Source organism: Flavobacterium cyclinae (assembly GCF_021172145.1).
GTDB lineage: Bacteria > Bacteroidota > Bacteroidia > Flavobacteriales > Flavobacteriaceae > Flavobacterium > Flavobacterium cyclinae.
The window spans coordinates 640,779-667,143 of record NZ_CP089095.1 but is presented as its reverse complement, the minus strand read 5'-3'; the positions used below and the strand labels follow the sequence as shown (position 1 = coordinate 667,143).

Sequence of the window (26,365 nt, the reverse complement as noted above, 5' to 3'; positions counted from 1 at the left end):
ATCAATTACTCCATTCTAATAATCGTTTTTCACCGTTAATTTGTTTGATATCAGTAATATCTTGCGACATTTCGATTACACCTTTATAACGTTTTTGAGCATCTCTAACAGCGAAATAGCGAATGTAAATCAGGCGTTCTTTATAGTTAATCCAGAAAGAAGCTTCGTTTTGTTCGCCTTTTCTAAATGCTTCTAAAATTTGCAAAACGGTATCCACACTTTTGGGCGGATGACAAAAACGAACTTCTCTACCAATGATTCCAGCACTTCTAGGAAACACACGTTCTTCACCACGGTTGTAGAAAATAACTTTATCGTTTTCATCTACATAAGTTAAATCGATTGGTAAGGTTTTAAACAGTAAGTTTACTTGTTCAACCGTCATGTAACCTTCATCATAATGTGCTGCATTTTCGTTGAAAACCACATCGGTTCTGTGTTCTGTATCTTGAGAAGGATGAATGTATTCGGATTCTTTTGGAAATTTTGGTGGCGCTTCTGATAACATCCAACCAATTTCATCTTCTCCTTTTCGCATTTTAATCCAATCTTCATCGGATAGCATTTCTAAAGCATTTGGAAACAACATGTTTTCTTCTACTTCTAATAATCGATATAAATTTTGAGAGATTAAATTGGTATTGTGCTTGGCAGAAGTGAAATCTTGATCTTCCAAATTTTTTCTAACAATGCGAAACATTTCTCTAATCGTATCATGAAACGACCACATATTGCGAGATGGTCCTGTCCAACCTTTTTGTTCTAAAAACGGAAATAATTGATTTTCTTTTCGTTCAAAACGTCGTTCAACGGTTGCAAGATGATTGAAAACATTGTAAAATTTCTGAAATTCTTCTTTTGGATTGATAGTATTTAATTCTTCCAATAATTGATGAATCAAATCGGTTTCTACGAAATAAGTATGGATGGGATGTCCTTCAATCACGTTTGCATGTGTTTCTGATGTTGACATTTTATTGATGTTTAATTTTCTCATAAAGTTTTACCAATGATTTTAGTAAAGCTTCAGGAGACGTTAATATTTGATAATGATTTTGACCGAACATTTGCGGTAAATAATATTTGGCTTGCGCTTCGATGGCTAAAGCATACGAATTGATTTTTCGTTCATTCAATTCTCGCAACGCTTGTTTGATGTCTTGAATTCCGTGTTGTCCTTCGTATTTATCGTAATCGTTTGGTTTTCCATCGGAAAGCACGATAATCCATTTGTTTTTGGCATCCAATTGATCCATTCTTGCTCCAGCGTGACGTAAAGCTGGACCAATTCGGGTGTAGCCATTAGGTTCAACAGCTCCAATTTTATGTTTGGCTTTGTTCCAACTTTCATTGAAATCTTTCAAAGTCAAATAAGTCGTGAAATTTCTGGTTTTGGAATAAAATCCATCAATCGCAAAATCGATGTCGAACTCATGCAGAATTTCGCCAAATAAAATGGAAACTTCTTTTTCTACATCAATCACACGATTTCCTGCGGCATAACCATCACTTGAAAGACTAATATCTAACAAAACTAAAATCGCAATGTCTTTGTTTTTCTTTCTTTGCGATAAATAAATGCGTTCGTCTGGCGATTTTCCAGAATGAATGTTGGTATATAAATCGGTTAACGCGTCTAAATCGAAAGCGTCACCTTGTAATTGTCTTCGTTGTTGTTGCATTTTATTATTCACGCTGGTAAGCATTTTTCGTAAACCATTTAAAGTGGTTTTGTACTTCGCCATCGTATTTTTATAATAAGTTGCGTGGGTTTTGAGTTGGGTTTTCGGATATACTTTACAGAAATTAGTTAAGTAATTTCGTTTTTTGAAATCCCATTCGTCGTATTTTAAATGAAAGCCTTTTTCATCGACCTCAGCACTTTCGGCAATAGATGTATTTTCAACAAAATCTGCTTGATACACAGAATGCACCATATCATCCACACGAACGGTGAATCGCATGTTCATTTCTTCCAAGGCTTCTTGATGTTGTTCTAAATCATCGGCACCATCAAAATCGCGCCAATTTCCGTTAAATTCTTCTGCGGTTTCAATTTTCTCGAAACTGTGCATTAATACGTAATCTTCTTGTTGTTTTTTGTCAATCGTAAGCGATTCGATTTCTTCAACTGCTTTGGCATGAAGTGTGGTTTTGGCTACGACGTTATTTTGAATTTTCTTAGTATTGTCATCAAAATTATGTAAGGCATTTTCGTTTTCAACTTCTGGTGTGTTTTTCATCCATTTACCATACAACCAAGAATAATCATTGGTTTGATATTTTTTATTAATGGGTAATTTTGGCACCGCATCAAAATAAAACTCTTGCATTGATGGATAATCTTGAAACATTTTTTCCAGAACCAAAGGAGCCGTTTCTGCTGCTTTTTCTAAAGAAAGCAGTTGTGAATTGTCTTGATTGTCCCAATTCAAATTCAGTTGTTTTTGAATGCTTAAATAAACGGTTCTAAAAAAATAGAATTTTAAATTTTCTTCCTTAGTTGGAAACAGCGAACAATTAATGGGTAAGAAAAAGTTTTTGTTTTTGTAACCACCTTCTCTTTCAGCAGGAAAAATTTCGATTGGAGCACCGCAAATAGCTCTTGCAAAAAGAGTTAATCTTGGTTTAATATCGGACAAGTTAATTTGACAGCATAGAATTTCTGCATCATTCAGTCGTTTATTTTTAAAGTATTTGAGTACTTTTTTATAAATTATTTCATCTAATTCAAACCCCATTTTTGCTTCTTTAAATCATTAAATCACACAAATCGTTTAATGCTTGTATAGTTTCTTGTTCATCTGTTAAAGGCTCAACAACCGCAACATGTACTGCTAATCTTTTTGGTAAACCATTATTGATTAGCTTAGCGGCATCAACTAATAATCGAGTAGAAACGGTTTCGGTTAAACCTAATTCGGTAAGATTTCTGATTTTAGTTCCGATTGCGACTAACTTTTGAGCAATATCGTGTTGAATTCCCGTTTCGTTTACTAAAATTTCTGCTTCAATTTTTGGATTTGGATAATCGAATGAAAGAGCAACAAAACGTTGACGCGTGGAAGGTTTTAACTCTTTGAATCCTTTTTGATAACCTGGATTGAAAGAGGCTACTAGTAGAAAATCAGAATGCGCCTTAATGGTTTCACCTAATTTATCAATAAAAAGTTCCCTTCTATGATCGGTTAAAGAGTGAATGGCTACTATGACATCCGGACGTGCTTCGGCAACCTCATCTAAATATAAAATATAACCATTTTTTACAGCTATAGACAATGGACCATCAATCCAAATAGTTTCGGCACCTTTAATAATGAAACGTCCTATTAAATCGGTTGCAGAAGTTTCTTCGTGACAACTTACCGTAACTAATTTTTTGTTTAACTCATTAGCCATATATTCGATAAAACGAGACTTACCAGAACCTGTTGGCCCTTTTAACAAAAGAGGTAATTGCAGTTGATTAATTTGATTAAACACTTCTATTTCTTGACCAACTGCCTTGTAAAATATTTTTTTTTCTGTTGTTATCATAACTTTTTTGAAAAAACCGAAACCAAAAGCGAAAATGACAACTCTGAACAATTGGTTTCGGCAGGGTTAGTAATTAAACACTAATCAAAGATTAAAAACAAACCTATTCTTTTATTAGAGCTTCATCAGTAGGCTTACCATACTTAATAAACTCTAAAATATATAAAGTAATTCCTGTTGTAAATAATGTAGCACAAAGTAATAATACTACAAAGTGAATACTAATTTCGTTTTGTACGTCCATAAAATCCATTTTCATTTTACGTTCCATGTACACTTGAGCTACACCAGCAACACCAAAAGCTACGGTCATTCCAAGCATTCCAATATTTGACAACCAAAACGCCATATGACCTCTTGTACTGTCGTATAATTTTCTTCCGGTTATATTAGGCAATGCATAACTTATAATTGCTAAAACAATCATTGCGTAAGCCCCCCAGAAAGCATAATGTCCGTGCATTGCTGTTACTAATGTTCCGTGTGTATAAATATTTGTTTGAGGTAAAGTATGTGCAAATCCTAACAATCCAGCACCGATGAATGAAACGATAGATGCTCCGATTGTCCAGAACAATGCAATTTTATTTGGATGCGATTTTTCACCTTTTCTATACATATATACTGCAAATAATGCCATTGCCAAGAAAGCTAACGGTTCTAATGCAGAGAAAATTCCACCTACAATTAACCAAATTTTATTTACTCCGATATAATAATAGTGGTGACCTGTACCTAATAAACCTGATAAAAATGTCAAACCAACAATTACATATAACCATTTTTCGATTACTTCGCGATCTACTCCTGTAAGTTTTATTAGTAAATATGATAAAATACCTCCCATGATTAGTTCCCATACTCCTTCAACCCATAAGTGAACTACCCACCAACGGAAGAATGAATCGGTTACTTGACTATCGAACCAAATCATACCTGGTAAGTATAATAAGGCTGCAAAAAGTAATCCCATTGATAATACAAGCGAAGTTGTTGTTCTCCTTTCTGCTTTAAAGAGTGTTCCTAAAATTAATCCTAGAAATAACAACACATTTACGACAACTAAAAAGTCTAATTCTCTCGGAATTTCAAGGAATTTACGTCCTTCCCAAATATTAAAATGATAACCTACAATAGCCATTACACCTACAACGGCTAATGATATTAACTGAACGTAAGCCCATTTTACACTTATCAACTCCCTTTGAGCTTCTTCAGGGATAATGTAATAAGCGGCTCCCATAAAACCTGTTAACAACCAAACTACTAATAAATTTGTGTGAACAGCTCTTGCTGTGTTGAACGGAATAAAATCGTGAAGACCATCCATTCCAATTCGGGCAAAGCCCATAATAAAACCATAGATAATTTGTAATGCAAATAATAACATGCATAATCCAAAGAACCAATACGCTACTTTTTGTGATTTATATTTCATGATACTAAATTTTGGATTATTCTTCTTTAGCTAAAGGGGAAACCACGCGCTCAAACCCATTCAAATCAATGTTTCCAATCCACTTGAAGTAAGCAATCATGGCTTCGGCATCGGCATCGTTCATTTCGTATTTTACCATTTTTCTGCCTTTTGGTCCCCAAGGAACTGGCGATTGTAAAACAGCTTTTACATAACCTTCTCCTCTTCTTTCGATTACTTTAGTAAGTTCTGGAGCATAGTAGCCTCCTTCCCCAAGTATGGTATGACAACCCATACAATTATTCGATTCCCAAAGTTCCTTTCCTCGAATAACTTTTGCATCAATCTTATCATGATAAGTTTGATCATTTTTAGGCATGAACGAGTAAATAGTTAAGCCGATAAAGACTAAAAAGGTTACTACAGTTCCACCTAAAAAAAATGCTCGTGCTTGTGATTTTGATAACATATTTTAGATATTAGTTAGAAATTATAAAGGATATTTTTATCCTTTAATTAAGTACAAAATAACTGCCAAAAAAAAACATTCGTTATGATTCAAATCATACTATGAAAATTAAATTAAGGATAAATTTGTCTTTTATTTAAACAATACAGTATTATGGTAATAGATTCAAACAAAACAGTGGGAAACATAGTAGCAGATGATTATAGAACTGCAGGTGTTTTCAGTCAACTAGGTATCGATTTTTGTTGTAAAGGAAACCGAACAATCGATGAAGTATGTGCAAAAAAAGGCATTGATAAATATGCGCTTTTAGACGAATTAGAACGTGTTACGGCAAACAACAACAATCAAGGAATCGATTTTAAATCTTGGGAATTGGATTTATTGATTGATTATATTGAGAAAAAACACCATCGTTATGTGGAAGAAAAAATTCCGCAATTGGTATCGTTTTTAATTAAGTTGGAACAAGTACATGGCGCTCAACATCCAGAACTTTTTGAAATTAAAAAATTATTCAAAAGAAGCGCCGACGAATTAACCCAACACATGAAAAAAGAAGAGTTAATTCTGTTTCCGTTTATCAAAAAAATGGTAGAGGCTAATCGAAATAACACACCTATCAACAATCCTGGATTTGGTTCTGTTGCTAATCCAATTGCGATGATGATGGAAGAACATGAAAATGAAGGTGAACGATTTGAAAAAATTGTAGAATTATCAAACAACTACACGCCACCAGCAGATGCTTGCAACACTTACAAAGTAACCTATCAAATGTTACAAGAATTTGAAGCGGATTTACATGCGCACATTCATTTAGAAAATAATATTTTGTTTCCAAGTGCCATTGTTTTACAAGATAAGTTTTATTAGTTAATTAGGTTCTTTAAACGGAGTCGTTTTGCTAAACAGAGCGACTCTTTTTAAAGTAAAAGGACTGCTAAAATAATTAGCAGTCCTTTTTTAATTAAAAATAACCCATTTATAATTAATCTATTTTTTGTAAGTAAACAATTGCGGATTAAATGAAACCATTACCCATGCCCAATTGTTACAATTGTTGTTATTTCCACCTTTTAATATTTCCATTGTATCGCTGGCAAACATTTTGGAAATACCACCCGATATTACAAAGTTTTTATCTAATTTATAAGTTGCTGTTAAATCGATTTCTGTACCTAAATAACTATCTTGTTCCTCTAAAGTAGTCATGTTGTAAACCGATGCAGCACTGTAAAAAAGGTGTGGCGCAAACGTTACTTGCCATTTGTTTTTGTCGTAAATGAATTTCGTGTAAAAATCTTGTAATCCAACCGAATTTTTATGATTTCCTACATAGAAATAATCCATTAAACCATTGAATCCGTGATTGGTTCCAAATAAAGGTGTGAATGATTTTACTTTAGTATCGGTATCATTTTGATCTTTTCCAGATAAATATTCGAAACCTAATTCGGCTTTAAATGGAGAAGAGAATTTATATCCTAAATTAAATCCAGCATAATACGCACCAACATCAACTTTATCATTTGTAACAGCAGCTTCACCCATTTGTACATACAAACCGAAATCGCCATAGAATTTAGAAGCATCCCATTTTCCATAAGTTCCGATGGTTTGCAAATAGGCAACTTGGAATTTATTTTCTACCAAATTTTCATATTGATAACCATTATTCAATGCTAAAAAGCTCAAACTAAGCTTTGAAAATTTTTGGTTGAACCAAATGAACTGCATGTTTTTATAGTTCGTCACATAAGCAGATTCATAAAGAGCTTCGTTATTATTATTTAACGCTGCTCCGAAATCCAATTGGTAGCCATTTTTCTTGTTTGTAACCAAAACAGCATCGTGACTTTGTCCTTGTTGGAGCCAATCGATTCCACCTAGAATTCTTTGATTGTCATAAGAAAGCACTTGTCGACCAAATTTAGCGGTCCAATTCGTATTGAAATCATACGAAATCCAAGATTCGAATAACGCTACTCCGTTTTTATCAGAAGGAGAAGTTGTGGCCACATCGCCCCAAACTCTAACGTTTTGAAACGAAACATTGGCTTTCATTTTTTCTTGTTTGTAGAAAAAGTTCATTCTTGAACGTTGGGAAACAAACGAAGTGGGATAAAAATCATCTTTCATTAGTTCTTTGAACCCGTTTCGGTATTCAAATCGAGGTCGTATTTGTAGGTTGACTTCTAACTCTTGAGCAAAAGAACCTACAGTTGAAATTGCAAAAGCAACTGCAACTAGCATTTTATTTTGAAGTTTCATGTTTTATTGATTTTTTGGGGAAGCCACTACTCTATTTTAGCCGCTTCTTCTTTGATTTTTGAAACCGTTTTGTCGTAACTAACTCCTAAGCCTTCTTGTTGGAATGCCAATTCCCCTTCTGCATTAAATACACTGATGATATTGGAATGAGAGAAATCTATCGGAGATATTTTTTTATAATTTACGGCTAGAACTGCTGCGAATTCTCTGGTGTTTTCTTCATTTGAACGCAAGAAAACCCATTGATCTCCAGTCATTTTATTTTCGATAGAGAAATCTTTTAATCGTTTTGGAGTATCCACAGTTGGATCAATACTTACTAAAACCAATTGTACTTTGTCTTTGTATTCTTCGGGAATTCGTTCTTCAATATTTCGCATATCGGCAACTAATCTTGGACAAGCGGCTTTGCAAGAAGTGTAAATCATCACCATAACAAGAACTTTTCCTCTCAATTCTTTTAGTTCAATATCTTTTCCGTCTTGATTGGTCCATTTTTCAGGTAAATTATAAATTGATAAATCGGTTATGGGTTTATCTTTTATATCTTGTTTATCTTCTTTTAAATTGCATCCGATTAATAAAAGGGAAGCAATTACGAATAAAATTATCTTTTTCATATGTTGAAATTATATTTATTATTGGTAACATATGTTATCGCCTTTTTTCATAATGATTTTTGCTTACGCAAAAGAAGAATTTGTGGCGATTTCATGACTCAATTTTTTAATTGAAAACTCAATTAGCGATGTTTTTGGCACATCGGAAACCTAAATTTTTTGTAGTGTAGTTTGCTTTTATACTGCCTCTGAAAGCATAGCGCATAAAAGCGGCGTAATTCATTAAATCGGTGGCGTTGACAGAACCGCTTCCGCAGAACAAATCTTTATCGGTGTCTTTATCTTTTCTAGATTCTCCTGATAAAAAAATGCTGTTGAAATCGAAAGTCCATTCCCAAACTAATCCGTGCATATCGTAAACGCCCCAATAATTTTTGAATGTTTTCCCTACGGAATTGTTATAGGTTTTGTTTTTTTCGTACCAACTCAAGATGTATTTGTTGAATTCTTCTCTTGAACGAGCGTCTTTTCGTTTCTCATCAGCCATAGCTACATATTCCCATTCATCTAAAGTGGCTAATCTTTTACCTTGACATTCGCAATATTCTTTCGCAGCAAACCAAGAAATATTAGTTACAGGTGCATTTGCATTTAATTGTCCGAAACTTAAATCACCACTCCACTCTGATAAATAAGTTGTATTAGCAAAAAGGCGTTTGATTTTTGATTTTCTGTAATTCGGATTTTTTTTCAAAAATTCTAAATATTCCTTATTCGTAACCGGATATACATCTAACAAAAAGGATTTGATGAACACTGGTTTCTTATCAGTAGTTCCATATAACGGAACGTAACTCCCTGCTCCAATGGTTACCATATCTTTGGGTACCTGAGAAAAAGAAATGGAAACCCAAGATAATAAAATTAGGCAGTAGTGAAATCGTTTCATAAATTGAGCTTCCATTCTTCAGTTTTTTTAGGGTTTATTATTATTTTTTACCTCTTTGTGCTTTTACCATAGCTGGAGTAACTTTTGTATTGTTATTTCCCCAACTGCTGTAAACATAAGTCAGTACATCCGCCACTTGTTGGTCGCTTAATCCCTGACTTGTCATAGCACTATTGTATTTTTTTCCATTAACAGTAATAGGTCCGTTTAATCCGTTTAATACCACTTTAATAGCTCTATTTACATCTTTATTTAAGTAATCGGATTTGGCTAAAGGAGGAAATGCATTTGGAATTCCTTGCCCATTTGCCTGATGACAAGCCACACAAGTTTTGTTATAAATTGCTTTTCCTTTATTTCCATCTTGAAATGCAACTACTTCAGATGTTTTGGTTGTTGGTAATTTAAAACTGATTAAAGTTCCGGTACGATAAGTGCGATGGCACTCAATACTATTTTTTTCATTTTATATTTACTCTATTTATTTGATTATTATTCGTGCATATCTTTTGCTTTTGGAGCTGGTTTTGCTCTTTGTGTTTTAACCATTTCTGGAGTTACTTTGGTTTTGTTGTTTCCCCAACTGTTGTATACATAAGTTAAAACATCTGAAATTTCTTGATCTGTAAGGTTTTGACTGGTCATTACCGAATTGTATTTTTTACCATTTACAGTGATTTCACCACTTAATCCGTGAAGAACCGCATTGATAGCTCTATTTGGATCAGCATTTAAGAAATCAGATTTAGCTAATGGAGGGAAAGCTCCAGGTATTCCTTGACCTTCTGATTGGTGACAAGCAAAACAAGTTCTTCCATAAACATTTTTACCATCTATAATCTGTTGGTCTAAGGTTTTGTTAACTACAATTTCTTTTCCATTACCTGTTTTCGGCATGTTTTGAATAGTTCCTCCTTCTGGGTGATAAATTCCTTCTTGTGTAGTACCAGAATAAATTTTAGCATTCTCAGCACCTTCTACTTTTAACATCCCTAATGCACCTTTATTAAATGCTCTGAAGATAGAGTGGTCTACTAAAATAAATGTTCCTGGAACGTCAACTTTAAACTCTACAATTGCAGAACCTCCAGCAGGAATTAAAGTTGTTTGTACGTTTTTGTTGATCATGTCTCCACCTTCAATGTGTACCTTGTCGAAAATTTCTCCAATAACGTGGAAGGAAGAAACTAAATTTGGTCCACCGTTACCCATATAAATTCTAACTGTTTCTCCTACTTTAGCCGTTAAAGCTTTTTCACCTGTTAAAGCCCCAACTTTACCATTAAATACAACATAATCCGCGTGCTCATCAACAGCTTTTGTCATATCGAAAGGTTGCATTCCAGGTTCTCCGTACTTTCCTTTCGTATAGAAATCCCCTTGCATTACGTAGTATTCTTTATCAACTGGAGGTAAACCACCTTCTGGTTCCACCAAAATTAAACCGTACATTCCGTTTGCAATGTGCATCCCTACAGGTGCTGTAGCACAGTGGTATACGTATAATCCTGGATTAATACATTTAAAATTGAATGTTTTTTCATGCCCAGGTGCTACTAATGAAGAAGCTGCTCCACCACCTGGCCCTGTAACTGCGTGTAAATCGATGTTGTGAGGCAATTTGTTGTCTGGGTGATTTTTTAAAGTAAATTCTACTTCATCACCTACTCTAGTTCTAATAAAACTTCCTGGAACACTACCTCCAAAAGTCCAGTAAACATACTTAACACCGTCGGCCATTTCACCTTCGATTTCTTTAATTTCCATGTTTACAATTAATTTTTTAGCAGGACGATCTCCAACAGGTTTGGGAACAAATGGAGGCGCTGTTAATTCTGCAATCATTTCATCACCAACAGAAATATCGGCATAGTTGGTTGTTGAGTCACCGTTCTGTTTACATGCAATACTTGCTGCACAAGCTACACACAATACAAGAACTTTTTTAATAAAATTACTCATGGTAGAAAAAATTAGTTTTAAATATTGGTTTCAATAATAGTTTCGTTACTATCATTTTATAGGTCAAAATTAAAGGACAAAAACATCCTTTAATATGATAAAAATCATGTTTAATAAAAAAGTTAAAAAAATATTAAAAAAGATTATTCTAAAAAAAAATAATTACATTTGTTAACCAAATGGTTAAACTATATAATTAAACAATATGGATAAAATTAAAACTGAAAATACTGAAACTGAAATATTAATAGCTGCAAAAGAAATCTTTCAGCAAAAAGGAATGGCAGGTGCAAGAATGCAAGAAATAGCAGATAAAGCAAAAATTAATAAAGCATTATTGCATTATTATTATAGAAGCAAACAATTATTATTTGAAGCTGTTTTCAAAAGTGCTTTTTCGCTTTTAGCACCACAATTAAATAAAGTGTTAAATGATGATAGTGACTTATTTGAAAAAATACGAAAGTTCACTGAAAATTATGTTTCGTTTGTAATCAAACATCCCTATTTACCAAATTTTGTAATACAAGAATTAAATAAAAACCCAGAATTTGTTCAAAAGCTTCGCTCTGAAAAAAATTTTCCTTCCATTGAAAAATTTAAACTTCAAGTAAGTGATGCTATAAATCAAGGAATTATTAAACCAATCGAAGCCGAACAGTTATTTATCAATATTATCTCTTTAAATATTTTTCCTTTTATCGGAGAACCGCTATTGATGGCGCTTGTTAATGTGGATAAAGAAAGCTACAATAAAATACTAGAAAATAGAAAAACGGAAGTGGCTGAGTTTATCATTAATTCAATAAAAATATAAATTATGAAAATTAAGTTAATCATACTGATAGTATTGTTTATATCAATATATGCAAATGCACAACAGACTTTAACCTTGGAAGATTGTTACTCATTAGCTACAAAAAATTATCCTTTATCAAAACAAACAGGTTTATTAGAACAGAAATCAAGTTATGAAATTGACGCATTAAGCAAAGGAAAATTACCAAAAATCGATGTAAACGCACAAGCAACTTATCAATCTGATGTGATTGGATTACCTACTTCACTTCCAGGGGTTCAATCTTTAAATAAAGATCAATATAGAGCAACTTTAGATGTAAATCAATTAGTGTACAATGGTGGAATAATTGATGCAAATGCAAAATTAAAAGAGGCACAAACCAAAACACAACAACAACTAATAGAAGTTAGTTTATACCAAATAAAAACTCGAATCAGTCAATATTTCTTTTCTATTTTGTTACTTCAAGAAAAAAAAGCACTACTATCTTCAAAAAAAGAGTTATTAATTTCCAAAGTTAAGGAAGTGAAATCGGGAGTCAAATTTGGAGCAATTCTTCCATCATCAGAACAGGTTTTAGAAGCAGAAATTATTAAAATAAACCAGCAATTAACCGAAATTAAATTTGAAAACATCAAATTATTAAATAACCTATCAGAATTAACTTTTTCAGATATTGATGCCGAAACAACTTTAATACAACCAGTATCATATCCAAATAGCACTAATATAACAAGACCTGAAATTGCTTTTTATGATTTACAAAATCAGCAATTAGAGTTCTCGAAAAGTGTACTATCTAAATCAAATCTTCCAAAAATAAATGCTTTTGGTCAAGCGGGTTATGGTAATCCTGGATTAAACATGTTAGACAATTCTTTTCAACCATTTTATGTTGTTGGCCTAAAAGCGAATTGGAATATTTTTGATTGGGGCAAAACCAAAATAGATAAAAAAGCATTGGATATATCTAAAGAAATAGTAACATCTGAGAAAGAAACATTTGAATTAAATAACAAAATACAATTAGAAGAGCAAGATTTTGAAATTAAAAAATTAGAACAACTGCTGCTTTCTGATACCGAAATAATTCAAATACGTGAAAAAGTTATTAAATCCTCAGATGCTCAATTAAAAAATGGTGTGATAACATCGTCTGAATATCTTATAGAATTAACCAATTTATTTGAAGCAAAAAATATTTTGAAAACGCATGAAGTTCAATTAGCAGCTGCTAAATCAAATTACGAAATAATTAAAGGAAAATAAAATAGTACCCGAAAAATTTAAAAAAATGAAAAAAATAAGCATAATAATTTTAGCAACGATAGGGCTAATTTCTTGTAACAAAAATAACGACAAAGCTGACGGTTATGGGAATTTTGAAGCAACTGAAATAACTATTTCTTCAGAAGCTAACGGTAAAATAGAGTTTTTAAAAGTCGAAGAAGGAGATGAATTAAAATCTCAATTACAAGTAGGATTAGTTGATACATTACAATTACATTTTGCGAAACAACAATTAATTGCCTCTAAAAGCACCATATCGTCAAAATCCGCAAATGTAATATCGCAAAAAAGCGTCTTAAATGAACACTTAAAAACAGCTAAATTAGAGAAAAACCGAATCCGTAATATGTATTCTGAAAATGCTGCAACTAAACGACAAGTAGATGAAATTGAAGGAAAGGTAAAAGTTATCGAAGAGCAAATAAAAAGTGTCGGAACTCAAAACGCACCTATTTTAAATGACTTAAAATCCATAGATGTACAAATTGCTAAAATCAATGACCAAATAGCAAAAAGTAAAATTATTAATCCTATTAATGGAACTGTTTTAACTAAGTATGCTGAACCAGGCGAAATAACAGCATTTGGAAAACCACTATACAAGATAGCTGATATTTCTGAAATGACTTTGCGAATCTATGTAAGCGAAACACAGTTGTCAAAAATAAAAGTTGGACAAAATGTATCGGTAAAAATTGATGCTGAAAAAGATATGAAATCATATCAAGGAAATATTTCATGGATTGCATCTTCGGCAGAGTTTACTCCTAAAATTATTCAAACAAAAGAAGAACGAGTAAATCTCGTTTATGCCGTAAAGGTAAAAGTAAAAAATGATGGCAGACTAAAAATCGGAATGCCAGCAGAAATGTGGATTAAATATTAATTAAAAAATTACAAGAAATGTTAAAAATAAAAATTGCCTTTTTAGCTACAGTTGTATTACTCATTTTCTCTTGTAACACGAAATCAAAAGAAGAAAAAACTACTGAAATTAAAACTGAAGAACACCAACATTCTGAAAGCGAAACAATTCAATTAAACAATGGTGAAAAATGGAAGGTAGATGATAATATGATGATACACATTCGTAATATGGAAAAAGATGTAGTCCATTTTGACCAAGAAAAAAGCACAAATTATTCATTATTAGCTAATAAATTAAAGACAAATATTGATATACTAACATCAAATTGTACCATGAAAGGACAAGCTCATGACGAACTTCACAAATGGTTAGTTCCATATATAGAGTTAGTCGATTCGTTTTCTAAAGAAAAATCAGCAAATCAGTTTACAGAAATTCAAAATTCGTTTAAAACATTTAATCAATATTTCCAATGATTTTAAAAAACTTACATACCGAAAATAAACCCGTTCAAACACAATTATTATTTGAACCAAAAGACGCTAAAGTAATTTCATTGCAAATAGCAAAAGGTGAAACACTTAAAGAGCACGTTTCAAAAATACCTGCATTGTTAGTTTGCATTTCAGGAAATGCTGTTTTTACTGATGATAAAGGAACAGTCGTTAATCTCAATTCAGGCACTTATGTAATGATTGAAGAAAATGTAAAACACGCTGTAAAAGCAATCGATGAAAGTAATTTCTTATTGATGAAATAATGAGTATTGCAGTAAACAACATATCAAAATCTTACAAAAAGTTAAAAGCAGTCGAAAACATTACTTTTAATGTAAATGAGGGAGAATTATTTGGTTTAATTGGACCTGATGGTGCAGGGAAAACAACTATTTTCAGAATACTAACTACGCTTTTAGTTGCTAATGAAGGAAGTGCAGAAGTCGCTGGATATGATGTAGTCAAACAACTCAAAGAAATCAGAAACTCTGTTGGCTATATGCCAGGAAAATTCTCGCTATATCAAGATTTAACTGTTGAAGAAAACTTACATTTTTTTGCCACTATTTTCGGAACCACAATTGAGGAAAATTATGATTTAATTAAAGACATATACATTCAAATTGAACCATTCAAAAACAGAAGAGCAGGTGCTCTATCGGGCGGAATGAAACAAAAATTAGCATTATGTTGTGCGTTAATTCATGCTCCAAAAGTATTATTTCTTGACGAACCAACTACAGGAGTTGATCCCGTTTCTCGAAAAGAATTTTGGATAATGCTAAAAAGATTGCAACAAAAAGGCATTACAATATTAGTTTCAACACCCTATATGGATGAAGCTTCTCTTTGCGATAGAATTGCATTAATTCAAAAAGGCAAAATTTTAAAAATAGATACACCTGAAAATATCATTAACAACTACGAAAAAGTAATTTATGATGTACAAGCAAAAAACACACACGGATTGATTCACGATTTAAAAAATTATCCTAATCAATACAGTGTTTATGCTTTTGGTGAGTTTGTACATTACATAGATAAAAATGCAACTTTCAATCCAAACGATTTACAAACCTATTTGAAAAATAAAAATCATACGGATATAATTATTAAACCTGCTACAATAACCATTGAAGATGTTTTCATGGACTTATAAACAAAAAAATGGAAAGAGAAAAAATAATATCTGTAAAAAATTTAACGAAAGAGTTTGGTCATTTTACTGCAGTAAAAGGCATTTCATTTGATGTTTATAAAGGAGAAATTTTTGGGTTTCTAGGCGCCAATGGAGCAGGAAAAACAACAGCTATGAAAATGTTGATTGGAATTTCAAATCCTACTTCAGGTGAAGCCAATGTTGCAGGTTTTGATGTTCACTCACAAGCCGATATGGTAAAAAAAAGTATTGGTTATATGAGCCAAAAGTTCTCAATGTATGATGATTTAACTATTAAAGAAAACATTACTTTTTTTGGTGGAATTTATGGATTATCAAGAATACAAATCAAACAAAAAATCGCACAATTAATAGAAGAATTAGAACTTCAAGAAGTAGCAAATAATTTAGTAGGTTCGTTACCATTGGGTTGGAAACAAAAATTGTCGTTTTCAGTTGCATTACTGCACGAGCCAAAAATTGTTTTTCTCGATGAGCCAACAGGAGGCGTTGACCCAATAACCCGAAGACAATTTTGGGAAATGATTTATACACAAGCTTATAAAGGTACTACCATTTTTGTAACCACACATTACATGGATGAAGCAGAATATTGTGACCGTGTTTCTATTATGGTTGACGGCTCTATTGAAGCTTTAGACACCCCAAAAAATTTAAAACAACAATTCAAAGTAGATTCTATGAATGATGTTTTTTTAAAATTAGCAAGGAATATAGAATAATAAATCACTACAACACTTGAAACTTAAACTAGAAACAAAAAACAAATGAAAAGATTTATCGGATTTGTAAAAAAAGAATTCTACCATATTTTCAGAGATAAACGTTCTTTGTTTATTCTGTTTGGTATGCCGATTGCCCAAATTTTATTGTTTGGTTTTGCCATAACAAATGAAATTAACAATGTTGACATTGCCATTTTAGACAAATCAAATGATATAGAAACACAAAAAATTATCTATAAAATAAAAGCATCACCCTATTTTAATGTTGAAAACCAAATTGAAAAAGAAAGCGACATAGAATCAGAATTTAAAAAAGGAAAAATCAAGGCAGTTCTTATTTTCGAACCAAATTTTAGTAAAAATCTAGAAACCAAAAAAGTAGCAGTAGTTCAAGCAATTACCGATGCGACCGAACCTAATGTTGCCAACACAATAGCAAATTATACCTCAGCAATTATACAAAATTATCAATCGCAAAAAAAACAATCCAATAGTAATCAGGTAAAGGTTGAAGTACAATCGAGAATGTTTTATAATCCTGAACTCAAAAGTGTTTTTAATTTTGTTCCGGGTGTAATGACCGTTATTCTAATGCTTGTTTCAGCTATGATGACCTCTATTTCTATCACACGAGAAAAAGAATTAGGCACTATGGAAATTCTTTTAGTTTCTCCATTAAAACCATTTCAAGTAATTATTGGAAAAGTATTTCCTTATATTTTTCTTTCCATTATCAATGCAATAGTAATATTAACATTAGGCTATTTTGTGTTCAAAATGCCTATAAATGGAAGCATCTTTTTGTTAGCTTTTGAAAGTATATTATTTATCATTTCTGCTCTTTCATTGGGGATATTAATTTCTACCGTTTCTAATTCTCAACAAACCGCAATGATGTTATCATTAATGGGTTTGATGCTACCAGTAATTATTCTATCAGGATTTATATTTCCTATAAATAGTATGCCTTTACCCATGCAAGTAATCAGTAACATCATACCTGCAAAATGGTTCATTATTATTGTAAAAGCCATTATGCTCAAGGGAGTCGGAATTCAATATATATGGAAAGAAACCCTTATATTAATAGGGATGACTGTGTTTTTTATAACATTGAGCATCAAAAAATATAAAATTAGACTAGAGTAAGAATAGTATTACTGTAAAGGTTTAAAAACAATCATTGGGATATAAAAATAAATTATGAAAACAATATTATTCATCATACAAAAAGAATTCAAGCAAATTTTTAGAGATAAAAGCATGCTTCAACTTATATTTATATTACCCATTTTGCAATTATTAATTTTGTCAAATGCAGCTACATTCGATGTTAAAAATATTGCAATAACCTTTGTTGACAATGACCAAAGTCGGGAATCAAGAGATTTAATAAATGCTTTTAAATCCTCAACCTATTTTAAAGTTACAGAACCTTATTTTTCTGAAAAAGAAGCTATCCAAGAAATGCAAAAAGGAAAAACCGACATTATTGTAAATATTCCAATTCACTTCAATCGTGACCTTCAAAAAGACCAAAAAACAAGTATTTCAGTAAGTATTAATGCTATAGATGCTGCAACAGCAGGTGTTGAAAATGTATATGTAACACAAATTATAAATACATACAGTCAAAATATTCAAATGCAGTCGAGCTATTTTTCAGGAAACAAAGAAATACCTCAAAATATTATAGTTATACCGTCTTTTTGGTACAACAAAACCTTAAACTACAAAACCTTTATGGTTCCAGGTATCTTGGTTTTATTGGTTACTATGCTTACTTTATTTCTATCATCAATGAATATAGTTAGAGAAAAAGAGTTAGGTACATTGGAGCAAATTAATGTAACACCAATAAAAAAATATCAGTTTATAGTTGGAAAATTATTTCCATTTTGGGTACTTGGCTTAGTGATTCTGACTGTTGGTTTGCTTATAGCTAAAGTTGTTTTTAATGTTCCCATGCTAGGCAATATTTTCCTTGTTTATGGTTTCACATCAGTGTATTTGCTATTAATTTTAGGATTCGGACTATACATATCTAATCATACCGAAACCCAACAACAAGCTATGTTTATTGCTTGGTTCTTTATAGTAATTTTCATATTAATGAGTGGTTTATTTACACCTATCGAAAGTATGCCAAAATGGGCACAAAGCTTAACATTGTTAAACCCTATTCGATATTTTGTAGAGTTCATAAGAATGGTTCTACTAAAAGGATCTGGATTTTATGAAGTATTACCAAATCTATTAATTGTTACCGGATTTGCAGTATTTGTAAACGGCATGGCGGTTTGGAGTTATAAAAAATCAAATTAGAAGTTTAAGTTTTTAAAAAGTATTAAAAATGAATGGTAATAAATTAGTTACGAATGAATCTTTATTCTTTCGAGGTCCGCTATCGAGATTTAAAGAGCTAATATTCACATTTAGGGTTCAAATTAATTTTATAAGAGCATTTAGAAAATTACATTTCCTTGGTCCATGCGTAACTATTTTTGGTTCGGCTCGATTTACACCAGAATCAGAACATTATAAAAACGCAGAAAAAATTGGTGCAGAAATTTCTAAATTAGGTTTTACAATAATGACAGGTGGCGGACCAGGAATAATGGAAGCCGCAAATAAAGGAGCATTTGAAAATGATGGTTATTCTGTTGGTTGTAATATTGTATTGCCAAGAGAGCAAAAACCAAATCCATATTTACATAAATGGATAGATATTCCTTATTTTTTTGTTCGTAAAGTTGTTCTGATAAAATATTCGTATGCCTTTGTAGTAATGCCAGGTGGAGTTGGTACTTTAGATGAATTATTTGAAGCACTTACATTGATACAAACTAAAGTAATTAAAAACTTTCCGATAATTATTTTTGATTCAGATTATCATAAAGAACTTTGTCATCATATTAAAATTATGCTTGAAAATGAAAGCATCAGTCCAGAAGATATGAAGCTCCTTTTTGTAACTGATTCTATTCCTGATTTAATTACACATCTTGAAACGCATGCAATCAAAAAATTTGGGTTAGTAAATAAACAATATAAACCAAAATGGTGGTTTTTAGAAAATTAAAACAATTCTTGTCTATGTCTTTTTTAATTAATACTAAAATGTAGAAAAATATTATTTTCTTTCTTGTAAAATATCTGAAAATATAGACGAATTAGCAATAAAATATGAAAAAGAATATAGTATTAGTTTTTATTATTGTAATAACGACCATAACTTCAGCTCAAACTAAAGTAGATACAACAGCAATTCTATCTTTAGATAAAATAGCACAAGTTAACCAAGGAGAAAGTTATGTTACATTTCCTTTTGATATTGGTAATTTAGAACCCTTACTATTTGAAGCAAATGTTAGTCCTAATTTTAAAATTCGAGAACGTAAAGATTCAAGATTAATGGCAGTACTTACCTCTCAAATCATTATAAGAATGTTTGATGAATATTCATATCCAGTAAAAACACCCAGTTATATTCCTCAAATAGCATTTTATTTTCTAACAGGACATAAAGAATCAGCCAATAAATTAACACTTTTTGGTAAAATTGCACATCATTCGAATGGTCAAAACGGAAATTTCTATACCGAAAATGGAGATATCAATTTACAATCAGGAAACTTTGCAACTAATTATATAGAACTTGGATTTTTAAAATCATCATATAGTCAAAACTTGAAAGCTTTCAAATTTATAAAAAGCTCATTTGAAATCCACCCAAAGAGTTGGATGTTAGAGGAACTTAATGGTCAATATAGCGGATTGCGATGGCACAATACCTTTTTAGCTTATAAACTTCCTATGAAAACAAATCCACTTCCAAACGAAAAACAAATAGCAAACTTCTCAATTAAAGCTGAAACGACAATAATGTTAGATAATTTTAATAATTGGAACTATTTTGACGCCAAAAGATTAAATGCCAGTCTAATTCTCTATTATCACCCAAAATTCTTAGAAGATATTGGCTTTTTTGTTCAATTCTATCATGGTATGGATTATTATAATATTTATTTTCAACATCAAATCAGTTCAATTAGATTTGGTATAATGACAGAAACTTTACGTTTTTAATATTTTAATTATGAAACAAAAACCAATTTTTATTAAAAAGAATTCTTTTGATGTTGAACCATTTTCAACTCAAAAATTAGAACATTCACTACTACGTAGTGGTGCATCTGAAGAAGAAATTGAAAACATTATTTCAAAAATACAAACTGAAATTTATGATGGTATTTCTTCAAATGAAATATATAAAAAAGTGTTTGCTTATTTAAAAAAATCAAACAGAACATCTGCTTCTCGATATAGTCTAAAACGTGCCATTTTTGATTTAGGTCCTACAGGTTATCCTTTTGAAAGATTAGTTGCAGCATTATTGAGAGAAAAAGGATTTAAAACCTCTGTCAGTGTAATTTTATATGGCGAATGCGTTACCCACGAAATAGATGTTTTAGCTGAAAAAGAAGGAAGCGTTTATGCAATTGAATGCAAATTTCATTCTGACGCTAATGCAGTTAGTAATGTAAAAATTCCTTTATACATTAATTCAAGATTTTTAGACATCCAAAAACAGTGGAATACTAATTCTAAAAACACTACATATCTCAAACAAGGCTGGTTGGTTACTAATACCAGGTTTACTATTGATGCAATAAATTATGCGAAATGCGTTGGTTTAACTTTACTTAGTTGGGATTATCCGTTAAATAACGGAATTAAAGACAATATTGATTCATTTGATCTTTATCCAATTACTACTTTAATAAATCTTTCAAAAGACGAAAAAACAACTCTTATTTCTAAAGATATAATTTTAGTTAAAGAACTTTATGAAAATAAAATTGTATTAGAAAAAATGCAGATTACATCTGATAGAATAGTAAAAATTCTGAATGAAGTTAAGGAACTTTATAAAATATAAATATTTATTCGATTAGGAACTCATCAAATTATTAAAACTATATCTTTAAATATTTTAAGACTTTGAATCAAAAAATAATAAATCTACAAACAGACCTAAATGAACAACTGTATGTCTTCAAACTAAAGTGGACTTTTCCTAAGAGAGTATTTAGTTAATAATTCAAAGATAAATGTTTTTATTATTTGTTGTTAATTTTATTTTTTGGTACTCATTTCTGCGATTAATAATTGCAATTTTCTTTAATTTTTCTCTTTCTTTTAATATCATTTCTCCTCTTCCAAAATAAATATCTGCAGGTGTTAAGTTGTTTAATGATTCATGATATCGTTCATTATTGTATCGTTCAACAAACTTTTTCAAAGCAGCTTCTAATTCTTCTGGAGCGAAGTAATTATCGAGTTTTACCACATTTTTCGTGGTTCTATGGTATCTTTCAATCTTTCCTTGTGTTTGCGGATGATTGGGTCTACCATGCACTTGTTCCATTTGATAATTGTCTTTTAAATATGATTTTAGTTCACTTGCAATATAACACGAGCCATTATCAGATAGTAACTTTGGTTTTTGTTTGGTAATCAATTTTGCTTTTTGAATTGCGGTATCAACGGTTCTTTTTACATTATCGGCTTTCATATTAGAACAAAGTTCCCAGTGCACAATATACCTGCTGTAATCATCCAAAACCGTACTCAGATAATACCATCCCCATCCTAAGATTTTAAAGTACGTAAAATCAGTTTGCCACATTTGATGAACAAAGCCTGTTTTATCTGTAAATTCATCGCCTGCACTCAGGAAAATATGAGCTGGAGCTGTAATTAACCCTCTTGCTTTTAAAATTCGATAAACACTTGATTCTGATAGAAATATTTGCTGTTCATCGGTCATTTTACAAGCTAATTCCCGTGAGGATAAATCAGGATAATCTAAAGCTAATTTCACAACCAAATTCTTCTGTTCTTGTGGAATGCTATTCCATTGTCTGTTTGATGTTCTTTTAGTTGGAATTAAACCTTCAACACCATTTTCGCTGTAAGCATGATACCAATTGTAAAACGTACTTTTATTGATTCCAATCTCCCGAAGTGTTCGGTTTACGCCAATTTCTGAACGAGTAACCATGTGAATAATTTCTTGTTTTTCGGATACTGTAAGTCGCATGTACTTCTTGAATTTATCAGTTAATCCAGCATTTCCAAGCTTTTTTTTACGATATCATAGCGTAATACTAAATCCGCAACCATTTCTTTTAAACGTTGGTTTTCCCTCTTGAGTTCTGCTACTTCATCACTCGTGGCTTCTCTTGTTATGTCGCCTGCTAATCGCTTTTTACCAGCTTCTAAAAACTCTTTATTCCACTTATAAAACTGAGATTCATTAATGGAATACTTACGACACAATTCTGCAACTGACATTTCTGCTCGTAAAGCTTCCATTACGATTTGGATTTTCTGTTCAGAACTAAAGATTCTTCGTGTGTTTCTACGAATGTCTTTGATGAAATTTTCTGCTGTTTTTTTCTTTGGTGTTTTCATGATAATTCAAATTTAAAGATTTTGAAAACACTCTCTTAGTTTTGATCTAAATCAGTCCACTTTTTGCTGACGATTTACAACTGTAGATTTTTCCACAGAAGTTATAAAACGAAATAAATATCCTTTTTCTTCTAAATACTTTTCAAAACGTTTGATTCTGGATTTAAAACGAATAAATGAATTCTCGGTCATCATATTCTTTTTGATATCCAGTGCGAAAGCAAAGGCTTCTTTTACGGATTTAATTTCGTTTTGTGTGCCTTTTTCGTCATATGGGTTGTAGCCTTCTTTTAAGATTCGAAGTAAATTTCGGCGATAGGTTTCTAAGATTTCCATTCGCTCTTCTTTGGTTTTATAGCGATTTACTCCTCCTTTGATAAAGGGTTGTTTTTCTAAAAAACCTGTTTTAGAATTACGAAAAGAAAAATAGACAAACCAGTTTTTATCTAAAGCTTCTTGTTGTTCTGCTTTAGAATATTTGGACCATTTGCTAATCTCAATACCTCCGGTATAGATTTTAGGTTCGGTAAAATTTCGTTTTGGCTTCAAGTTAAAATCGTTTACGGTTTCGTTTACGATTTGTAAGATACTAAGAATTTTGGACATAAAAAAAAGGTTTTGAAAAGTATTCAAAACCTTTTACTTTAAAGCCTTAGCGGACTTTTTTCTACTTAGTAGCGGGAACAGGACTCGAACCTGTGACCTTCGGGTTATGAGCCCGACGAGCTGCCTACTGCTCTATCCCGCGATTTGTGAGTGCAAAGGTACAATCTTTATTTAAAATTACAAGACTTTTTTTAAAAATAATGTTTTCTTTCCACTATTTCAGGCGTTATCACTACCTTTGTACCCATAAATTTATTGAAATGGAGCACAGAGCAGGTTATGTAAATATCATTGATTTGATATTAAGAGGAGAATGTCCAGTGGACATTCGGTTAAAAATGTTACACTTTAAAAATAATTCTCATGCATAAAGCAGGCTATGTCAACATAATTGGTAACCCGAATGTAGGAAAATCAACTCTTATGAATGCGTTTGTAGGCGAGCGTCTTTCTATTATTACATCGAAAGCACAAACTACAAGACACCGTATTTTAGGTATTGTTAATGGTGATGATTTTCAAGTTTTATTCTCAGACACCCCTGGAATTATCAAACCAGCATATGAATTACAAAGTTCGATGATGGATTTTGTAAAATCAGCTTTTGAAGATGCCGATGTATTGATTTACATGGTAGAAATTGGCGAAAAAGAATTAAAAGACGAAGCGTTTTTCAATAAAATTATTCACTCTAAGATTCCAGTATTATTGTTGTTAAATAAAATTGATAAATCGAATCAAGAACAATTAGAAGAACAAATGCAATTGTGGAAAGAAAAAGTCCCTAATGCCGAAATTTATCCGATTTCAGCGTTAGAAAACTTTAATGTTCAGGTTGTGTTTGACAGAATTATAGAATTATTACCACAATCGCCACCCTTTTACCCAAAAGATGCTTTAACCGATAAACCAGAGCGTTTCTTTGTGAATGAAACTATTCGTGAAAAAATCTTGTTGAATTACGATAAAGAAATTCCGTATGCGGTTGAAATTGAAACGGAAGAATTCAAAGAAGATGACAACATTATTAGAATTCGTGCTGTAATTATGGTAGAACGCGATACGCAAAAAGGAATCATCATCGGACATAAAGGTGCTGCTTTGAAGAAAGTTGGAATTCAAGCCCGTGAAGATTTAGAAAAATTCTTTGGAAAACAAATTCATCTAGAAACTTACGTTAAAGTAAATAAAGATTGGAGAAATAACGAACGTCAGTTGAGACGTTTTGGGTATAACCAAAAATAAGATGATAGATAAGTGTAATTTAATCAAAACTAGAATCTAAAATTAAACAATGAAAAAATTTATTATAATCATTTTCTTTATTTCATTCAAATTGTTTTCTCAACCTAATGAAGAACGTATAAATCAATTCCGAAGCGAAACAAAGATCGATAATCAAGATAAAGCAATTTTCAATTTATTAGATGAATTTTATGCACAAGCTTTACAATCTGATTTGGGTGAATTAAATGCCGATATACCAAAAAAAATTGATAAACTATATCAAAATAGAAAAACTAAAAATAGACATTTACTTTTAATGTTTATGGCATACCAAAATCACATAAGTCAAACGGCAGCTGTTGGTAAAAAACCAAATACAAAATTTCAAGTAGAATTAATGACGGACATAGCTTATGAGTTTAAAAATATTTTTAATAAAATACCTGTATTAATTTACATCTATAAATTTGAAGCTTTGGACACAAGTGGACAAAATGAGGAAGCTGTAAAAGTTCTTAATGAAGGTCTGACAGAATACCCAGATTCAATTCCTTTAAAAGTATATAATTTTCTGATTTCTAAAGATGAAATTATAAAAACTGATTTAATTACTAATCATTCTAATCATTGGATGGTGAAGCAATTTGAAATCAAATAAACTGTACATAACACTGTTTGCTTCAATAGCTACTTCTGGATTTTTCTACGGAAAATCCGCTGCTGAATGGAATGTTTTGTAATATTGGTAATGGCTTGGTGTTGGTGCGACGCCACTGAGAGCAAGCCGCAGAAGAAAGATAAAAGATACCTGATGAATATTCATCAGGTATCTTTTATTCCAAAACCTTATACATTAAATCTTCTAATTCGTGCATTTGTGGCACACCGCGTTCTCTGTTTAATCTTGCCATAAAATAGAGCGAAAACCAAAAAATCACCATAATTCCCATAATACTAAAATCTAGAATTGTAGATTGTTTTAGCGACCAATGCGTGTAAGCCATCATAGCAAAAACCAAAAACAATCCTGCAATGATAAAATGTAAAAACATAAAAAGCGTCCATAACAATTGCTCTGGACCAAACAAGCCTTTTACGGTGGTTTTGCCTTCGTTGGCTTCTAGTTCCAAATGCAAGAAAGGCGAATAGTATTTTCGTTTTTCTTTACTGAAATAGAAATACAAATGTTCGTCTATGATTTTGATTTGGTAATCAGCTTTAAGTTCCGTTTTTAGTTGTTTTGCTCTTTCTAAGATTTGCGCAACACTATTTTTTGATTCCACTTCAAATCTGGGGCGAAGTGCGATGCTTTTTTCGGGTTCCATACACTTGGGATTTATGCGAATATATAAATTTTTAACAAATGTTGAACAAATTTTTCAATCTAGCCCAGATAACAATGAAAACCCCGCAAATTTTACACCTATTTTTTCTTTTTATTGTGGTAGCGACCTTAGAAGCTGCTGCAATAAATTTAGAAAAAAAGACGTAAAATTGTGGAGTTGTAATGGATAGCTGGAAA

Annotated in this window: 27 protein-coding genes, 1 tRNA gene and 1 pseudogene; 15 read left to right on the top strand and 14 right to left on the bottom strand. The window is 31.5% G+C overall.

What is annotated here, in order from left to right; genetic code table 11:
• Nucleotide 1: 1 nt before the first annotated feature.
• The 5 genes from LOS86_RS03145 to LOS86_RS03125 all read right to left on the bottom strand — a co-directional run bounded on the left by LOS86_RS03145 (nucleotide 2) and on the right by LOS86_RS03125 (nucleotide 5,423).
• Nucleotides 2-973 carry a DUF438 domain-containing protein gene (locus LOS86_RS03145; protein ID WP_231843196.1) on the bottom strand — a complete coding sequence of 324 codons (972 nt, stop codon included), beginning with the start codon at nucleotides 971-973 and terminating at the stop codon, nucleotides 2-4.
• Between the two features lies 1 nt (nucleotide 974).
• Nucleotides 975-2,741, bottom strand: a complete 1,767-nt coding sequence (locus LOS86_RS03140; protein WP_231843195.1) for a nitric oxide reductase activation protein NorD — start codon at nucleotides 2,739-2,741, stop codon at nucleotides 975-977.
• A 10-nt stretch (nucleotides 2,742-2,751) separates the two neighbouring features.
• Nucleotides 2,752-3,537 carry a CbbQ/NirQ/NorQ/GpvN family protein gene (locus LOS86_RS03135; RefSeq protein WP_231834509.1) on the bottom strand — a complete coding sequence of 262 codons (786 nt, stop codon included), beginning with the start codon at nucleotides 3,535-3,537 and terminating at the stop codon, nucleotides 2,752-2,754.
• Between the two features lie 103 nt (nucleotides 3,538-3,640).
• On the bottom strand, nucleotides 3,641-4,975 hold the full coding sequence (locus LOS86_RS03130; protein WP_231834510.1) for a cbb3-type cytochrome c oxidase subunit I: 1,335 nt from the start codon (nucleotides 4,973-4,975) through the stop codon (nucleotides 3,641-3,643).
• Between the two features lie 16 nt (nucleotides 4,976-4,991).
• Nucleotides 4,992-5,423, bottom strand: a complete 432-nt coding sequence (locus LOS86_RS03125) for a c-type cytochrome (RefSeq protein WP_231843194.1) — start codon at nucleotides 5,421-5,423, stop codon at nucleotides 4,992-4,994.
• Nucleotides 5,424-5,576: 153 nt separating this feature from the next.
• On the opposite strand from LOS86_RS03125, the gene ric reads away from it, so the two are divergent.
• Nucleotides 5,577-6,299: an iron-sulfur cluster repair di-iron protein gene (ric, locus tag LOS86_RS03120; RefSeq protein ID WP_231843193.1), complete on the top strand. Its 723-nt coding sequence runs from the start codon at nucleotides 5,577-5,579 to the stop codon at nucleotides 6,297-6,299.
• A 120-nt stretch (nucleotides 6,300-6,419) separates the two neighbouring features.
• Here ric and LOS86_RS03115 read toward each other — a convergent pair whose 3' ends face one another.
• The 5 genes and pseudogenes from LOS86_RS03115 to nirK form a co-directional block, all read right to left on the bottom strand.
• Entirely contained in the window at nucleotides 6,420-7,697 is a 1,278-nt protein-coding gene (locus LOS86_RS03115; protein ID WP_231843192.1) for an alginate export family protein, read from the bottom strand.
• 26 nt (nucleotides 7,698-7,723) lie between these two features.
• Nucleotides 7,724-8,317, bottom strand: a complete 594-nt coding sequence (locus tag LOS86_RS03110) for an SCO family protein (RefSeq protein ID WP_231843191.1) — start codon at nucleotides 8,315-8,317, stop codon at nucleotides 7,724-7,726.
• Nucleotides 8,318-8,435: 118 nt separating this feature from the next.
• Nucleotides 8,436-9,221 (bottom strand): formylglycine-generating enzyme family protein, encoded by a 786-nt coding sequence (locus LOS86_RS03105; RefSeq protein ID WP_374107579.1) that lies wholly within the window; start codon nucleotides 9,219-9,221, stop codon nucleotides 8,436-8,438.
• Between the two features lie 25 nt (nucleotides 9,222-9,246).
• Nucleotides 9,247-9,537 (bottom strand): annotated as a pseudogene (locus tag LOS86_RS03100) (c-type cytochrome); the annotation flags it as partial.
• A gap of 161 nt (nucleotides 9,538-9,698) precedes the next feature.
• Nucleotides 9,699-11,168, bottom strand: a complete 1,470-nt coding sequence (nirK, locus tag LOS86_RS03095; RefSeq protein ID WP_231843190.1) for a copper-containing nitrite reductase — start codon at nucleotides 11,166-11,168, stop codon at nucleotides 9,699-9,701.
• A 205-nt stretch (nucleotides 11,169-11,373) separates the two neighbouring features.
• Between nirK and LOS86_RS03090 the strand changes: the two genes are divergently transcribed.
• From LOS86_RS03090 to LOS86_RS03035, 12 genes are all read left to right on the top strand, one after another.
• A complete protein-coding gene (locus LOS86_RS03090; protein ID WP_231843189.1) occupies nucleotides 11,374-11,985 on the top strand; it encodes a TetR/AcrR family transcriptional regulator in 612 nt (203 codons plus the stop codon).
• A gap of 3 nt (nucleotides 11,986-11,988) precedes the next feature.
• Nucleotides 11,989-13,239, top strand: coding sequence for a TolC family protein (locus LOS86_RS03085; RefSeq protein ID WP_231843188.1), 1,251 nt, complete (start codon nucleotides 11,989-11,991; stop codon nucleotides 13,237-13,239).
• 25 nt (nucleotides 13,240-13,264) lie between these two features.
• Nucleotides 13,265-14,146, top strand: coding sequence for an HlyD family secretion protein (locus LOS86_RS03080; RefSeq protein ID WP_231843187.1), 882 nt, complete (start codon nucleotides 13,265-13,267; stop codon nucleotides 14,144-14,146).
• 17 nt (nucleotides 14,147-14,163) lie between these two features.
• Entirely contained in the window at nucleotides 14,164-14,604 is a 441-nt protein-coding gene (locus LOS86_RS03075) for a hypothetical protein (protein WP_231843186.1), read from the top strand.
• Nucleotides 14,601-14,888, top strand: coding sequence for a cupin domain-containing protein (locus LOS86_RS03070; RefSeq protein ID WP_169522442.1), 288 nt, complete (start codon nucleotides 14,601-14,603; stop codon nucleotides 14,886-14,888). Before LOS86_RS03075 ends, LOS86_RS03070 begins: the two co-directional genes overlap by 4 nt.
• A complete protein-coding gene (locus LOS86_RS03065; RefSeq protein WP_231843185.1) occupies nucleotides 14,888-15,784 on the top strand; it encodes an ABC transporter ATP-binding protein in 897 nt (298 codons plus the stop codon). The genes LOS86_RS03070 and LOS86_RS03065 overlap by 1 nt, the downstream gene beginning before the upstream one ends.
• An 8-nt stretch (nucleotides 15,785-15,792) precedes the next feature.
• Nucleotides 15,793-16,527, top strand: a complete 735-nt coding sequence (locus LOS86_RS03060; RefSeq protein WP_112112173.1) for an ABC transporter ATP-binding protein — start codon at nucleotides 15,793-15,795, stop codon at nucleotides 16,525-16,527.
• A gap of 45 nt (nucleotides 16,528-16,572) precedes the next feature.
• Complete coding sequence (locus LOS86_RS03055) at nucleotides 16,573-17,679, top strand: ABC transporter permease (protein WP_231843184.1); 1,107 nt, start codon at nucleotides 16,573-16,575, stop codon at nucleotides 17,677-17,679.
• A 54-nt stretch (nucleotides 17,680-17,733) separates the two neighbouring features.
• On the top strand, nucleotides 17,734-18,855 hold the full coding sequence (locus LOS86_RS03050; RefSeq protein WP_231843183.1) for an ABC transporter permease: 1,122 nt from the start codon (nucleotides 17,734-17,736) through the stop codon (nucleotides 18,853-18,855).
• Nucleotides 18,856-18,883: 28 nt separating this feature from the next.
• Entirely contained in the window at nucleotides 18,884-19,612 is a 729-nt protein-coding gene (locus LOS86_RS03045) for an LOG family protein (protein WP_171221819.1), read from the top strand.
• A 104-nt stretch (nucleotides 19,613-19,716) separates the two neighbouring features.
• Nucleotides 19,717-20,619 carry a hypothetical protein gene (locus LOS86_RS03040; RefSeq protein ID WP_231843182.1) on the top strand — a complete coding sequence of 301 codons (903 nt, stop codon included), beginning with the start codon at nucleotides 19,717-19,719 and terminating at the stop codon, nucleotides 20,617-20,619.
• Between the two features lie 10 nt (nucleotides 20,620-20,629).
• Complete coding sequence (locus LOS86_RS03035; protein WP_231843181.1) at nucleotides 20,630-21,472, top strand: restriction endonuclease; 843 nt, start codon at nucleotides 20,630-20,632, stop codon at nucleotides 21,470-21,472.
• Between the two features lie 162 nt (nucleotides 21,473-21,634).
• Here LOS86_RS03035 and LOS86_RS03030 read toward each other — a convergent pair.
• The 3 genes from LOS86_RS03030 to LOS86_RS03020 all read right to left on the bottom strand — a co-directional run bounded on the left by LOS86_RS03030 (nucleotide 21,635) and on the right by LOS86_RS03020 (nucleotide 23,758).
• A protein-coding gene (locus LOS86_RS03030; protein WP_374107578.1) for an IS3 family transposase occupies nucleotides 21,635-23,010 on the bottom strand; the annotation gives its coding sequence in 2 pieces (ribosomal slippage) (nucleotides 21,635-22,672 and nucleotides 22,675-23,010; 1,374 coding nt in all).
• A 51-nt stretch (nucleotides 23,011-23,061) separates the two neighbouring features.
• Nucleotides 23,062-23,616 carry a hypothetical protein gene (locus tag LOS86_RS03025; RefSeq protein ID WP_231843180.1) on the bottom strand — a complete coding sequence of 185 codons (555 nt, stop codon included), beginning with the start codon at nucleotides 23,614-23,616 and terminating at the stop codon, nucleotides 23,062-23,064.
• A 69-nt stretch (nucleotides 23,617-23,685) separates the two neighbouring features.
• Nucleotides 23,686-23,758 (bottom strand) — tRNA-Met (locus LOS86_RS03020).
• A 221-nt stretch (nucleotides 23,759-23,979) separates the two neighbouring features.
• Between LOS86_RS03020 and era the strand changes: the two genes are divergently transcribed.
• Together era and LOS86_RS03010 are read left to right on the top strand one after the other, a co-directional pair.
• The gene (gene era, locus LOS86_RS03015; RefSeq protein ID WP_231843179.1) at nucleotides 23,980-24,861 is read left to right on the top strand and encodes a GTPase Era; all 882 of its coding nucleotides are present in this window, start codon (nucleotides 23,980-23,982) and stop codon (nucleotides 24,859-24,861) included.
• Between the two features lie 49 nt (nucleotides 24,862-24,910).
• On the top strand, nucleotides 24,911-25,501 hold the full coding sequence (locus tag LOS86_RS03010) for a hypothetical protein (protein ID WP_231843178.1): 591 nt from the start codon (nucleotides 24,911-24,913) through the stop codon (nucleotides 25,499-25,501).
• 175 nt (nucleotides 25,502-25,676) lie between these two features.
• Here LOS86_RS03010 and LOS86_RS03005 read toward each other — a convergent pair whose 3' ends face one another.
• Nucleotides 25,677-26,168 (bottom strand): hypothetical protein, encoded by a 492-nt coding sequence (locus LOS86_RS03005; RefSeq protein ID WP_231843177.1) that lies wholly within the window; start codon nucleotides 26,166-26,168, stop codon nucleotides 25,677-25,679.
• Nucleotides 26,169-26,365 lie beyond the last annotated feature (197 nt).